The organism is Rhizobium indigoferae, assembly GCF_034554815.1.
Lineage (GTDB): Bacteria > Pseudomonadota > Alphaproteobacteria > Rhizobiales > Rhizobiaceae > Rhizobium > Rhizobium leguminosarum.
The window spans coordinates 74,540-86,841 of record NZ_CP140635.1 but is presented as its reverse complement, the minus strand read 5'-3'; the positions used below and the strand labels follow the sequence as shown (position 1 = coordinate 86,841).

The following is a 12,302-nucleotide window of genomic DNA, read 5'->3' as shown; positions in this document are numbered from 1 at the left end:
GGACAGCCCCACCATGATCTATATAGCACTTCGGAATCCCGAAATTGGTTGCGGCATTGAAATCATTGCCTGTTTCTTCACCTGCACAGCTCACGAAGCGCGGCGGATTTCGGAATCCCGAAGCGGGGGGATTCGGGATTCCGAAGTGGGGTTTTTTCTTCCTGCCGACGCGCCCGCGTTTGTCGGCGGCAATCTTGCGGTCGGTCTCGGACCATTTCCGGCACCTTTCCGCCGTGCATCACTTCCACTCGTCGGTGGGTGACGCACCCTCATGGTCACCGACAAAAGTCCGCGTGAACCGGTTGGGATGCGCGACACCGCTGCCTGCCCGGCCGCGGCGAACTTTTATCAGCCCCTTATATTCGAGCTCGTCGATCGCATCGGCCACATATTCGCCGGTCACGCCGTAAGACACGAACTGAGGATGGGTCACGACAAGCTTGCCGTTCTCCAAGGCGGCGTGCGACGTATGCTCGATGACGATGCGGAAGAAGGCGCGGCAGGCATTCGCACTCAATGTCGTGAAGGCCGCAGATTCCAGCAGCTGAATGGTGAACCATTGCCAGCGAAGGCTACCGTCATCCGTGCCGCTCGGCGGAGCAGTATGCTTGCGCACCATCGCCCGCGTCTTTCCCTGACTGGTTCGGCTTTTGTCGCGAGGGTTGAATTCCGCCATCAGCCCCTCGCCCGTGTTGTCGATCGGTATCCGCCCGCCCGGGAAATCCGTTCATGCAGCGCGTGACGGCCAGAGCTCGTCCACACCATCACCTCATCTCTGAGAAAAAATTTGCTCAACATCTAACAGTCCCTGGTGATCGATTCTGTTTTGTCCAATCTGCAGGACGGGCAGGCCAACATATTGTTCATTGCTTCACCCCAGTCTGAGCACGCGGCTTATGAGGCAGCCGCCAGAATGATGGCGATCGCGAGCAGCAAGGGACCCATCCACCTGAAGTGGCGAACCACTGGCGGCCGGTTGGCCGGATTGCCGGGAAACGGCAGATAACCAAAGCCGACGGACGCCATCCACAGGCCGGCGCAAAACATGATGATTTCATCGATATAGGCCGCGATCATTGGCTCTCCTGCCTCTGGATCGGCGCTGCGATCTCCCGTCTCCACGCCCGATGCCACTCATCCTACCCATGAGCACGGCCAGACGGAAGAGAAGAGTGGAGCTGAGAGATTAAACTTGGGGTAGCATGATTACTTCGAATCCCCTAGGCATTCGAACTCGTAACACACCAATCAACTACAGCCACTTTCTCGGGAATGTTTCATGCACAATGCCAAATTTATTCGCTACGCTGCCGTCTCCGCATGCGTCGTTTTTGCGGCATTCCAGGCCGGGGAGGTTCTGGCCGATTCGGCCAATGACAAGTTCTTTGATGCAGCCCTTTGCAAGCCACCCTATACGATGACATCGGCAATGAAGATCTATGATGTCGTGGAAGCTTTGGCCAAGCCGGACACGTCGTCTTTGGGTGCGGCGATCTACAAACTCCCGAACCAGATAGACCGCGACGGCTTTAAGTCGACCGAGGTTTTCTTTGCAAGCAACGCGGTTGGAATTTTGGTCGAAGGCGAGCGCGCTGACGATCTGGCCGCAAAATACGATTTGAAGCGGGAGACCTCGGAGCTGCTCGGCACATCCACCAAGGGCTATTCGCGCGAGCTGCCGGCAGATCTGCAGCCGGAACCGGGAATGGCCGGCCCCGGAAAGGTCTCCATCGTTGCCCGCCAAGGCAACGCCCTGCCAGGCAAAACCTTACTGGCGTGTGAATTCGTGCAGGAGTTCTAAGAGGCGTCGCATAAGCGCGTAAAACGGCGGCACGAACCCTTTTCGAAAAGCACATCCCAGCAGTTCGCTGCTTAAGAAAAGGATCTCGTTCATCCCTTCACCTCGCCACGCTGGATGAACCGCGCTATGTGAGCTGCCTACAGAGAGCACGCAGCGGAGATCCCGAGATCATGCAAACCATTTGGAAGAAGCCGGTGACGCTCGCCCTTGAGGGCCCGGATCAGTGGGTGGTGATCCAGACGACCCAGGCCGCAACATGGGCGCTGGTTGAGGACTGGCCGACCGAAGAGGGTCCCGCCTTGGATAGGGCCTGTGCGGTTTGCGCGGATGTGATGTCGGGAAAGCGGAACCGGGAAGAGGCGCGACAGGCGTTCATCGACGCTGCGATCGAAGCCGGAATCCCGATCAAGGAATGAGGTCGGGGGCTCTGGCACATGATGCCGCCAATGCGCGCCCGGTCATGCCGGGAGCCTGCGGCTGGGCTAAGTAATTGGGAAGAATGGCGCACCCGAAGAGATTCGAACTCCTGACCCCCAGATTCGTAGTCTGGTGCTCTATCCAGCTGAGCTACGGGTGCGTGCAATATGCGGCGGTGCCGCTTGCGTGGGCGATCCTCTAAAACGTCCTTCGGGACAATGCAAGAGCATTTCTGAAAAAATCGCGTGTTTGTCTGCCAGCAGCCGCGCCTTGCGAAACCCTGTCACTTTTCGATGTGCGTCCGGCTGCGGTAATCCTCCAGCGAAACCGGGCGATCGGGGATCTCGATGCGGAACTGTGTTCCGACCGTCGGTTTTTCCACCAGCGCGATCGTGCCGCCATGGGCAAGCACCAGCTCGCGGGCGATGGTGAGGCCGAGGCCGGTGCCGCCGGAGCGGGCCGAGCCGCGGAAGGCGGCAAAGAGGTTCTGGCGCGCCTTCAGCGGCATGCCGGGGCCGGTATCATCCACCGTGATGCTGACGACGCTGCCGACGCGCTGGGCGGAGACGGTAATGCGCCTGACGGAGCCCGGGCCGCCCTCGCCCGGCGACGTCAGCGCCTGCAGCGCGTTGCGGCAGAGATTGTGGATGACGCGGAAGAGCTGTTCGCCATCGGCATCGACCTCAAGCTCGGCGCCGATCTGCTCTGCGAATTCGATGCCGCTGAGCGGATCGATCGCCAGCATGTCCTTGACGTCCTGGGTCAGCTCCAAAAGGCGGATGTGGCGGCGGCGCGGCGCGGATTCGCTCGCCTTGCCGTAGGACAGCACCTCGGTGGTATAACCGACGGCGCGGTCGATAGTGCGCAAGAGCTTCGGAGCGAAGCTCTTGACCATCGGGTCATCGACATCGACCAGCCGGTCCGACATCAGCTGCGCCGACGCCAGGATATTGCGCATGTCGTGATTGATCTTGGAAACGGCAAGGCCGAGAGCGGCAAGATTCTTCTGCTGCTTCAGCGTCTTTTGCAGCTCCATCTGCATCGAGGTGAGGTTGCGGCCGGCGACCGCCAGTTCGTCGCGGCCGCCGTCGCCGATATAGATATGGGCCGGGTTGTCGGGATCGGAGGAGAATTGCTGCATGCTGCCGGTCAGCCGGCGGATCGGGCCGATGAGGATGCGGTTGATCGCAAAGAAGATCAGCGTCGCCGTGAACAGCGAGATCAGCACCGACAGCAACAGGACATTGCGGGAATAGACGAACATCGCCCTACGCAGCGGCCTGTCCTTCATCACCACCTCGACGCCGGTATTGGTGTCGCCGACGGGACCATAGACGCGGATCATCCTGCCGCCGCCGAAAACCAGCGTGTCGAGCGCATCGCGGATTGCCGTTACCGGCGGCACGTCGGTGAGATCGTAGGACTCGTCGACGGAGGTCGGCATATCGGTCGTCGCCAGCAGCCGCGAGGTGCCGTCCTTGCGCAGTACGATCGCCTTGGTGCCGGTCGCCTCCAGCGTCTCCTTCTGCAGCGCGCGCGGCAGCTCGACCGGCTGCAGCCCATCGATGACGATGGCGGCGGCAGCGGCCGTATTCAGCCTGTCCTGCAGCCAGCGCACGCGCATGCTGGCGACAGAGGGGAAGAATATCAGGATTTCGGCGAGCATGATAAAGACGACGGTGAGCCAGAGCAGCTTGCCGGAAAGGCCGCCGAACAGGCCGGCAGGCGGGCACGGCGCCCTTGCAGCCTCGCCGGCCGCCGGGTTTTCCGCCGAAGGATTATCGCCCTGATCTTGGTTCGGCATTCTGGTCTCGCCTGATCGGCAGCACGTCGGCCGCCCTTACCGCTGAGCTCTATATTAGACCAAGATGCTCCGCTTTCAAATCTTTGCGAGCAGCGTCATGTCGCCACAAGAAAACGCCGCCCGAAGGCGGCGTTCGAAGGCGCGTGATCGGTAAAGCTTAAAACTCTTCCCAGCTCTGCTCGGCTGCGGCCGCATTGCCGCCGAAGGCGCGGGCGACCTTGGCGATCGCGCGGCGGGCGGGCGAGGCAACCGGTCTTTGCGGCTCGTTGCGGACAAGCGCCACAGCTGCCGGCGCATCATCCGACAGTTTGAAGCGGGCAATGAGGCGCACCAGTCCACCGGCTTCGGCCGAAAGCCTGTGCGTGGCGGCAGAGGTCTCTTCCACCATCGCAGCATTCTGCTGTGTCACCTGGTCCATCTGGTTGACGGCGGTATTGACCTCCTTGAGGCCGGTCGACTGTTCGGTCGCAGCCGTCGCGATCGAATGGATATGGTCGTTGATGGCGATAACGCGGGTGCCGATTTCGGCCAGCGCCTCGCCGGTCGCCTGGACCAGCTTGACGCCAACCTGCACCTCGTTGCCCGACTTGGTGATCAGCGCCTTGATGTCCTTGGCAGCCGTTGCCGAACGCTGGGCGAGTTCGCGCACTTCCTGCGCCACCACCGCGAAGCCCTTTCCGGCATCGCCGGCGCGTGCGGCCTCGACGCCGGCATTCAGCGCCAGCAAGTTGGTCTGGAAGGCGATCTCATCGATGACATTGATGATCTGGCTGATTTCGCGCGAGGCCTGTTCGATGCGGCCCATGGCCTCGACGGCATTGCGCACGACGACGCCGGAGCGGCCGGCATTCTCCTTGGCTTCGGAGACCATGATGGTGGCTTCATGCGCCCGCTCGGTGGAATTCTGGACGACGGCGGTGATCTCGTCGAGCGCCGCCGAGGTCTCTTCGAGGGCGGCTGCCTGCTGCTCGGTGCGCTTCGACAGGTCGTCGCTGGCATTGCGTAGCTCGGCGGTGTTGCCGTTCATCGCTTCCGTCGTCTCGCGCACTTCGCGCATCGTCGCCTGCAGGGTGACGAAGGTATTGTTGACGTTCTGCTGCAGCTCGGCGAAGGCGCCCTGGAAGTTGCCGCTCATCGTCTGGGTGAGGTCGCCTTCGGCAAGGCTTGCGATGACCCGGCGGGTCTCGCCAATGCCGGCATCGACGCTTGACAGCAGCGTGTTGATGTTGCCGGCGAACTGGTTGAGGTTGTCGTCCTCGTAGTCCTTGCTGATGCGGTGGCCGAAATCGCCGGCCGCAGCCGCAGCCACGACGACGGACATGCTCGACTGCAGGTCGTCGCTCTTGGCGCGCATCGCCGCCTCCTGGGCGTTCAAGCGCTTGACGGCGAGGCCGTTCGCCTTGAAGACAGCAACCGCTGCGGCCATCTCGCCGATTTCGTCCGGACGGCCGGCAAAGGGGACCTCGGCGTCGAAATTGCCGTCGGCGACTTCCTTGATCGCATGGGTGACGCGCTTAATCGGGCGGCTGAGATGGCTGGTGCCGATATAGAAGCCCATGCCGATGCCGACCGCGATGCCGATGCCGGTGATGCTGAGCACAAGCATCAGCACCTGGGAGCGGAAGCTCTCGATCTCGGCGTTGACGGTTTCCAGTGCTGCCTTGTCGGTGGCGACGACAGCATCGATTTCCGCCTGGAACGCCTTGCGGTTGGCGCGGTTGGCGTCATTGTTGCCCTGTTGGCCGGCGGCTTCGGGGCCGACTTCCGTGCCGAGGCGGGCGGTCTCCGTGCGGAAGGTGCGGAATTCCGCGGCGCGGGCGACAAGCTTGGCAAAATCGGCCTTCTGGCTCTCGGGAACGAGCGGCGCCCAGCCCGAGATGACCTTGTCGATCTCGTCGAGGTCGGCCATCAGGCCCTTGGCGAAGTTCGGCGTATCCTTGATCGTCTTGGCCGCATAGATGCCGCGCGATTCCATGACCACCGCCGTGACGAAACGGTTCAGCCGTTCGCCGGCATAGGCGCGGGCTGCGGCATGCTCGTAAGCCGTCAGGTTGCGACTGTATTCGTGCATGGCCGACAATGCCGTTGCGCCGATCAGAAGTGCGACCGCACCCATCACGCAAACCAGCAGATTAATTTTGCCCCGGATCTTCAATGCAATGCTCCTAGCTACGCCACTGCCTGGAAAGCAAATTCCCAGTCGATGGTTGAATATCGGCGAAATTTATTAAAGTTAGATTTCTAATATTTACGATTATGGCTTCGGAAAGGATCCGTGCCGAATGCGGTCGGGCGGCGTAAACGCCTGAAAACCGGGGCGATCGATCTGCCGCGGCGCAAAACTACAACCACTCAGGGCATGCCTTATTTCTTAACACCAGAGTGCGAAATTACTTTCGAGGCCGGCAGTGCAGAGTGAGATTATCCGGCATAATTGACTTTTGCGGGCTTCATCCTTATAAGCCCGCGCACGTTCGGTCACTCAAGCCTTTCATGGCCCGCCCGTTCGAAAAACAACGCTCCTTGCATTATGCAAATTCAAGAAGGGCCGCACTCCGCGGTGTTTAAAATAAATGAAGCGTACCTACCAACCATCCAAGCTTGTTCGCAAGCGTCGCCACGGTTTCCGTGCCCGCATGTCCACGAAGGGTGGCCGCAAGGTCATCGCAGCCCGCCGCGCGCAGGGCCGCAATCGTCTGTCGGCGTAAGGCCGGGTAGCCCGGTAAGAGATGGCGGGCGAATTGACGACCAGTGAGAAGAAACACACTGTCGGGCGGCTGAAGAGCCGCCCGCAGTTTCTTGCCGTACGCGAGGGCGAAAAACGCCGGGGCGGCCTCTTCCTTCTCGAAGTCCTCGACCGGAAGGAACCCGACAGCCAGGCACGCGTCGGTTTTACAGTCACCAAAAAACATGGCAACGCGGTCGAACGGAACCGCATGCGCCGCCGCCTGAAAGAGGCGGTGCGGCTTCATGCGGGGTTTGCAATGCAGCCCGGACACGACTATGTGGTTGTCGCGCGCAGGGACGTGCTTGACGCGTCCTTCCAGGAATTGGCCGCGGAACTGAAATCCCGCGTGGAAACCAGGCCGAAACACCGGCGCTCCGGAGACGGACGCCCCAGGAACGTATGATGGAAAACAACCGCAATTACTTCATTGCGATCGCTCTCTCGGTGCTGATCGTCCTCGGCTGGCAGTTTCTCTATATGAATCCGCGCATCGAGGCCCAGCGCAAGGCGCAGGAAGCCCAGAAGGCGCAGCAGCAGACCGAGCAGGTGCAGCAGCCGGCAGCAGGCGGCGAGACGCCGGCCCAGCCGAGCGGTACGGCCCCTTCCGGCCAGGCAGCCGCGACGGCGACGCTCGAGCAGGCGCTGGCAAAGACCCCGCGTGTCGTCATCGACACCCCAGCACTTTCCGGCTCGATCAACCTTGCCGGCGCCCGCCTCGACGATCTGAAGCTCAAGGGCTATCACGAGACCGTCGACGACTCGAGCCCGATCATCACGCTGTTCAGCCCGGCCGAGACCAAGGACGGCTATTTCACCGAGCTCGGCTATATCGGCAGCGACGCAACGGGCAACGTTCCCGGCGCCTCGACGCTGTGGACCGCACCTGAGGGCGCCAAGCTCACCGAAAAGACGCCGGTAACGCTCTCCTATACCAACGACAAGGGCCTGACCTTTACCCGCACGATTTCGGTCGACGAACGCTACATGTTCACCGTCGCCGACAAGATCAGCAATGCCGGCCAGGCGCCTGCTTCGCTGTCTTCCTACGGCCGGGTGACGCGCTACAACAAGCCGACGACACCCTCCGTCTACGTGCTGCATGAAGGCTTCATCGGCGTCATCGGCGAAGACGGCCTGATCGAAACCAAATATAGCGCCGCCGAAAAGGAAGCCGTGATGCCGGCGAAATCCACCGGCGGCTGGCTTGGCATTACCGACAAATACTGGGCGGCGACGATCGTTCCGCCGCAGAGTGCGGCCTATGAGGCGCGCTTCTCGCACTTTGCCGATGGCCAGCCGCGCTACCAGGCCGATTACAAGGACGATGCCTTCACCGTTGCGCCCGGCCAATCGATCGAACTGAAGAACCTCGTCTTCGCCGGCGCCAAGGAAGTGCCCGTCATCGACGGTTATGAGGCCAGCTACTCGATCCCGAAGTTCGACCGGCTGATCGACTGGGGCTGGTTCTATTTCATCACCAAGCCGATGTTCAAGCTGATGGACTTCTTCTTCCGCTACTTCGGCAATTTCGGCGTGGCGATCCTGTGCACGACCATCGTCGTCAAGGCTCTGTTCTTCCCGCTCGCCAGCAAGCAGTACGCTTCGATGGCGAACATGAAGCGCATGCAGCCGAAGATGGAGGAGTTGAAGGCGAAGTTCGCCGACGACCGCATGGGGCTGCAGCAGGCAACGATGCAGCTTTACAAGGAAGAGAAGATCAATCCGATCGCCGGCTGCTGGCCGGTGGCGCTGCAGATCCCGATCTTCTTCTCGCTCTACAAGGTGATCTACATCACCATCGAAATGCGGCACGCGCCGTTCTTCGGCTGGATCAAGGACCTTTCGGCGCCCGATCCGACGACGATCGTCAATCTGTTCGGCCTGTTGCCGTTCGAGGCGCCGACCATTCTGCATCTCGGCGTCTGGCCGCTGATCATGGGCATCACGATGTTCTTGCAGATGCGCATGAACCCGACGCCGCCCGATCCGACGCAGGCGATGATCTTCACCTGGATGCCGCTGGTGTTCATGTTCATGCTGGCAAGCTTCCCGGCCGGCCTGGTCATCTACTGGGCCTGGAACAACACGCTCTCGGTGGCGCAGCAGTCGGTGATCATGAAGCGCCACGGCGTCAAGGTCGAACTCTTCGACAATCTGAAGGGTCTGTTCCGACGAAAAACGGCGCCATCGAAATGACGCTTGCCAAGCCCCGCTCCGGCGGGGCTTTTCTTTTCCGGCAGCGGAAGAACGAGGCAAGGCAATAGCCTGCAAACGGCCTCGAAGCTTGACATCCGCCCGCAAAACCACGAAGCCCGGTAAAAGACCCAACCCAGAGATTGCAGAGCCCGCATGCCCGAAACCGAAAAGCCGCTCTTCGGCCACCCATGGATCTTCATCCGCGGCGTACCGTCCCTGAACTTCCTGCCGCCGGAAGGGCCGTTGGAAGTGGCCTTTGCCGGTCGCTCGAATGTGGGTAAATCCTCGCTGATCAATGCGCTGGTCGGCCAGAAGGGCCTGGCGCGCACATCGAACACGCCGGGACGCACGCAGGAACTCAATTATTTCGTTCCGGACGGCTATTCCGGCGAAGGCGGCGACCTGCCGCCGACGGCCATCGTCGACATGCCGGGCTATGGATATGCGCAGGCGCCGAAGGAGCAAGTCGACAAGTGGACCAAGCTCGTCTTCGATTACCTGCGCGGCCGCGCGACGCTGAAGCGCGTCTATGTGCTGATCGACAGCCGCCACGGCATCAAGAAGAACGACGATGACGTGCTTGATCTGCTCGACAAGGCCGCCGTCTCCTACCAGATCGTGCTGACCAAGACCGACAAGATCAAGGCGGCTGGCGTGCCGAAGCTGCTTGCCGAAACGGCGGAAAAGATCCGCAAGCGCCCGGCCGCCTATCCCGGCGTGCTGTCCACCTCGTCCGAAAAGGGCGATGGGCTGGACGAACTGCGCCAGGCGATCGCCGAAACCGTCGGCATCGCCCGCTGGAAGTAAGAGGGCGTACGCGCGCCCCGGACGCAGAACGCTGTTTGGTGTAAAGGTTTCCGCCACATCCCATAGTTGAACATGGCGCCAATGGAAAACTAACGGTTGACGGCGCGGCTTTGATGAGCTAGATAGCGATCATCGAATTTTGCTTGCTGGCTTGGTTATCGCGCGATTGGCACCGCGCCCTGAACGAACTTCCTTTCAAAAATCGCTATCACCATCCGCATCGCCTCAGCGTTGCGGTTCTTCAATATTGCTATGAAAGGGTTCATCATCATGGCCACTGGCACAGTTAAATGGTTCAATTCCACCAAAGGCTTCGGCTTCATTCAGCCCGATAATGGCGGCGACGACGCCTTCGTTCACATCTCCGCCGTCGAGCGCGCCGGAATGCGCGACCTTGTCGAAGGCCAGAAGATCGGCTTCGATCTCGAGCGTGACAACAAGTCGGGCAAGATGTCCGCTTGCAATCTCCAGAACGCTTAAATCGGTATCTGCTTCCCTTTGACCACGGATGTACTGGCACTGCCGGAAGCACGTTATCAATCCAAGGCCAGGCGATTTGCCTGGCCTTTTTTGTTTTCGCTCGCGCGTCGAGCCCTCCCGTATCGGAGCCAACATGACAGAGACATACAGCAAATCCCGCCAGCGGGCGGAGATTGCCTTCGGCAGCGTCCAGACCCAGTTCTTCGCGAAGAACCAGGCGGCCGAAGAGCTCGAATCCGACGCCCAATCGCAGCAGGCAAAGACGTTGCGGCTGCGGGAAGCCCGGCTTGCGAGGGAACAGAGTGACCGGGTGTCGGCAACCTCTGCCCTCATTGCCAAACGCGCCAGGGCCCGCTGAGATCACAACCCGATCGACAGGGCTCGAGACTTAAACCGCGTCTGAAATGACGGGCTTGCAGATCGCGCGCTGCAGCATGGCCGAAGGCGTGCTGGCATTCACTCGCACCAAGGAAGCGTCAATGGCAGAGACTGCGAACGAACTTCAATCGATCAATACGGCCTGGCAGATCGCCATTCAGGAGATCCTGCGCATGGTAATCAGAGACATGTATCACGACGGCGGCGAAGCGTCGTTCAGGACCCATATCAAACGTATCGAAGAAGCGGCCGTCGACAGCATTTACACGGATTTGCGGCTGCGCGGGACTGATGAATGGACGGAAGTCCTGGTCAAGGAAAGGGCGAGCAATTTCGTCACGACCCTGCTGACGTCATTTACCTATGACCGGGCTTAAATCACCCTGGGGCCGGCAATCGATGGACGAGCCGCCGATCAACGCTTGCGTCCCCGCAGTTTTTAAAGCAACCCTAGTTCTCCTGCCGTGCGGGAGCAGCCGCGTCCACGAGTAATATTTGATGACCGATAGCAAAGACCCGCCGATTTCGCCGGAAGGCGTCGGCAACTTGCCCCATCTTGCCGAAGCCCTCGATGACGACCGGTTTCGACACTTTCTCGATCATGTGCCATTCGCGGTGGCTGTTTCCGAACTCGGTGGCGACGAGCCGCTGATTTACGTCAACCTCGAATTCGAACGGCTGACGGCGCTTGAGGCAACCGCGGTCCAGGGAAAACCCTGGGCGGAAATTGAATTGGAGTCCATCGCCGTCTCCGGAGAGGTGCCGCTCACGGCCGCTGTGACCTCTGCGGAGGAGTATATTGGTGCCTTCTCGCTGGCGGCCGAACCCGAGAACACCGTCATTGTCGATGTCTGGTCGAATACGATCGTCGACGACGATGACACGCCACTCTTCCGATTGGTGGCCTTTGCTGCCCGCAATGAGGCGACGGCCGCTGAGAGCTTCAGCGAACTGCTGACGGAGAAAGATGTCCTTCTGCGGGAACTTCAACATCGCGTGAAGAACAATCTTCAGATGATCACGGCGCTCATCCGAATGGAGGCGCGCAATGCTCAACAGAATGAGGAAAGCGAGAGGTTTGCACGGCTTGCCGGGCGGATTGAAGCTTTAGCCCTGCTCTATCGCTCGCTGTCGGACGAAGAGAAAGGCGCCACAGTCGATCTTGGCACCTATGTCAGCCAGATTGCCGCCTCGGTAATGGCGGCCCACGCGGTGGAAGGGATCCGGCTGGACATGAAGGTCGATACCTGGCCGGTTTCGGTCGATGTCGCCATGCCGGCCGGTCTCGTCATCAACGAACTCCTCACCAATACGCTGAAGCATGCCTTCGTGGGGCGTGATGGCGGCGAAATCACGCTCCGCTGTGTCGTCAGCGATACCGGATGCAGGATCACCGTTGCTGATAACGGGGTCGGTCTTCCCCAGGATGTAACCTGGCCGCAACCGGGAAAGCTGAGCGCGATGATCGTACAGTCGCTGAAACAGAATGCCCGCGCCGAGGTTGAAGTGAGCTCGTCCCCTGACACCGGCATGAGTGTCTCCCTCGTCTTCCCGAGAGCCGAAGCGGCCCGATAGAGCGCCGCGCGTCTTTTCAGACGCGCTAGAGCCTTTCCGCAAATCGATTCCGATTTTCGGGGTTATGCGCTAGCCACCTCATCGATTTGTGTTTGGGGCGCCCCAAGAGCGCCCCA

15 protein-coding genes and 1 tRNA gene are annotated in these 12,302 nt (G+C 60.6%); 11 read left to right on the top strand and 5 right to left on the bottom strand.

Annotated elements, in window-relative coordinates; genetic code table 11:
- The first annotated feature begins 13 nt into the window (after window positions 1-13).
- Window positions 14-262, top strand: a complete 249-nt coding sequence (locus tag U5G49_RS37070) for a hypothetical protein (protein ID WP_246289428.1) — start codon at window positions 14-16, stop codon at window positions 260-262.
- On the opposite strand, the gene U5G49_RS00455 is transcribed toward U5G49_RS37070, so the two are convergent.
- Together U5G49_RS00455 and U5G49_RS00450 are read right to left on the bottom strand one after the other, a co-directional pair.
- Complete coding sequence (locus U5G49_RS00455; RefSeq protein WP_246289430.1) at window positions 239-676, bottom strand: hypothetical protein; 438 nt, start codon at window positions 674-676, stop codon at window positions 239-241. The genes U5G49_RS37070 and U5G49_RS00455 overlap by 24 nt on opposite strands.
- A 218-nt stretch (window positions 677-894) precedes the next feature.
- Entirely contained in the window at window positions 895-1,077 is a 183-nt protein-coding gene (locus U5G49_RS00450; RefSeq protein WP_193446334.1) for a hypothetical protein, read from the bottom strand.
- A gap of 202 nt (window positions 1,078-1,279) precedes the next feature.
- Between U5G49_RS00450 and U5G49_RS00445 the strand changes: the two genes are divergently transcribed.
- Together U5G49_RS00445 and U5G49_RS00440 are read left to right on the top strand one after the other, a co-directional pair.
- Window positions 1,280-1,801: a hypothetical protein gene (locus tag U5G49_RS00445; protein WP_193446335.1), complete on the top strand. Its 522-nt coding sequence runs from the start codon at window positions 1,280-1,282 to the stop codon at window positions 1,799-1,801.
- Between the two features lie 170 nt (window positions 1,802-1,971).
- Window positions 1,972-2,217 carry a DUF982 domain-containing protein gene (locus U5G49_RS00440; RefSeq protein WP_012755837.1) on the top strand — a complete coding sequence of 82 codons (246 nt, stop codon included), beginning with the start codon at window positions 1,972-1,974 and terminating at the stop codon, window positions 2,215-2,217.
- Between the two features lie 84 nt (window positions 2,218-2,301).
- On the opposite strand, the gene U5G49_RS00435 is transcribed toward U5G49_RS00440, so the two are convergent.
- From U5G49_RS00435 to U5G49_RS00425, 3 genes are all read right to left on the bottom strand, one after another.
- Window positions 2,302-2,378: transfer RNA gene (locus U5G49_RS00435), tRNA-Arg, on the bottom strand.
- 123 nt (window positions 2,379-2,501) lie between these two features.
- Window positions 2,502-4,022 (bottom strand): ATP-binding protein, encoded by a 1,521-nt coding sequence (locus tag U5G49_RS00430; RefSeq protein WP_018244555.1) that lies wholly within the window; start codon window positions 4,020-4,022, stop codon window positions 2,502-2,504.
- A gap of 157 nt (window positions 4,023-4,179) precedes the next feature.
- On the bottom strand, window positions 4,180-6,177 hold the full coding sequence (locus U5G49_RS00425) for a methyl-accepting chemotaxis protein (protein ID WP_018447743.1): 1,998 nt from the start codon (window positions 6,175-6,177) through the stop codon (window positions 4,180-4,182).
- Between the two features lie 418 nt (window positions 6,178-6,595).
- Between U5G49_RS00425 and rpmH the strand changes: the two genes are divergently transcribed.
- The 8 genes from rpmH (at window position 6,596) to U5G49_RS00385 (ending at window position 12,186) form a co-directional block, all read left to right on the top strand.
- A complete protein-coding gene (gene rpmH / locus U5G49_RS00420) occupies window positions 6,596-6,730 on the top strand; it encodes a 50S ribosomal protein L34 (RefSeq protein WP_003545006.1) in 135 nt (44 codons plus the stop codon).
- 21 nt (window positions 6,731-6,751) lie between these two features.
- Entirely contained in the window at window positions 6,752-7,153 is a 402-nt protein-coding gene (rnpA, locus tag U5G49_RS00415; protein ID WP_018068735.1) for a ribonuclease P protein component, read from the top strand.
- Window positions 7,153-8,946, top strand: a complete 1,794-nt coding sequence (gene yidC, locus U5G49_RS00410; protein WP_018447746.1) for a membrane protein insertase YidC — start codon at window positions 7,153-7,155, stop codon at window positions 8,944-8,946. Before rnpA ends, yidC begins: the two co-directional genes overlap by 1 nt.
- A 153-nt stretch (window positions 8,947-9,099) precedes the next feature.
- A complete protein-coding gene (yihA, locus tag U5G49_RS00405; RefSeq protein WP_011650240.1) occupies window positions 9,100-9,753 on the top strand; it encodes a ribosome biogenesis GTP-binding protein YihA/YsxC in 654 nt (217 codons plus the stop codon).
- A 270-nt stretch (window positions 9,754-10,023) separates the two neighbouring features.
- On the top strand, window positions 10,024-10,233 hold the full coding sequence (locus U5G49_RS00400; protein ID WP_018244551.1) for a cold-shock protein: 210 nt from the start codon (window positions 10,024-10,026) through the stop codon (window positions 10,231-10,233).
- A 133-nt stretch (window positions 10,234-10,366) separates the two neighbouring features.
- The gene (locus U5G49_RS00395; RefSeq protein WP_028731647.1) at window positions 10,367-10,591 is read left to right on the top strand and encodes a hypothetical protein; all 225 of its coding nucleotides are present in this window, start codon (window positions 10,367-10,369) and stop codon (window positions 10,589-10,591) included.
- 121 nt (window positions 10,592-10,712) lie between these two features.
- Window positions 10,713-10,988 (top strand): hypothetical protein, encoded by a 276-nt coding sequence (locus tag U5G49_RS00390; RefSeq protein WP_193446517.1) that lies wholly within the window; start codon window positions 10,713-10,715, stop codon window positions 10,986-10,988.
- Window positions 10,989-11,109: 121 nt separating this feature from the next.
- Window positions 11,110-12,186: a sensor histidine kinase gene (locus U5G49_RS00385; RefSeq protein ID WP_193446336.1), complete on the top strand. Its 1,077-nt coding sequence runs from the start codon at window positions 11,110-11,112 to the stop codon at window positions 12,184-12,186.
- The last annotated feature ends 116 nt before the right edge of the window (window positions 12,187-12,302 follow it).

Coding starts and splice junctions, on each gene's coding strand:
- U5G49_RS37070 (WP_246289428.1), top strand. CDS start 14: ATGATCTATATAGCACTTCGGAATCCCGAAATTGGTTGCGGCATTGAA.
- U5G49_RS00455 (WP_246289430.1), bottom strand. CDS start 676: ATGGCGGAATTCAACCCTCGCGACAAAAGCCGAACCAGTCAGGGAAAG.
- U5G49_RS00450 (WP_193446334.1), bottom strand. CDS start 1,077: ATGATCGCGGCCTATATCGATGAAATCATCATGTTTTGCGCCGGCCTG.
- U5G49_RS00445 (WP_193446335.1), top strand. CDS start 1,280: ATGCACAATGCCAAATTTATTCGCTACGCTGCCGTCTCCGCATGCGTC.
- U5G49_RS00440 (WP_012755837.1), top strand. CDS start 1,972: ATGCAAACCATTTGGAAGAAGCCGGTGACGCTCGCCCTTGAGGGCCCG.
- U5G49_RS00430 (WP_018244555.1), bottom strand. CDS start 4,022: ATGCCGAACCAAGATCAGGGCGATAATCCTTCGGCGGAAAACCCGGCG.
- rpmH (WP_003545006.1), top strand. CDS start 6,596: ATGAAGCGTACCTACCAACCATCCAAGCTTGTTCGCAAGCGTCGCCAC.
- rnpA (WP_018068735.1), top strand. CDS start 6,752: ATGGCGGGCGAATTGACGACCAGTGAGAAGAAACACACTGTCGGGCGG.
- yidC (WP_018447746.1), top strand. CDS start 7,153: ATGGAAAACAACCGCAATTACTTCATTGCGATCGCTCTCTCGGTGCTG.
- yihA (WP_011650240.1), top strand. CDS start 9,100: ATGCCCGAAACCGAAAAGCCGCTCTTCGGCCACCCATGGATCTTCATC.
- U5G49_RS00400 (WP_018244551.1), top strand. CDS start 10,024: ATGGCCACTGGCACAGTTAAATGGTTCAATTCCACCAAAGGCTTCGGC.
- U5G49_RS00395 (WP_028731647.1), top strand. CDS start 10,367: ATGACAGAGACATACAGCAAATCCCGCCAGCGGGCGGAGATTGCCTTC.
- U5G49_RS00390 (WP_193446517.1), top strand. CDS start 10,713: ATGGCAGAGACTGCGAACGAACTTCAATCGATCAATACGGCCTGGCAG.
- U5G49_RS00385 (WP_193446336.1), top strand. CDS start 11,110: ATGACCGATAGCAAAGACCCGCCGATTTCGCCGGAAGGCGTCGGCAAC.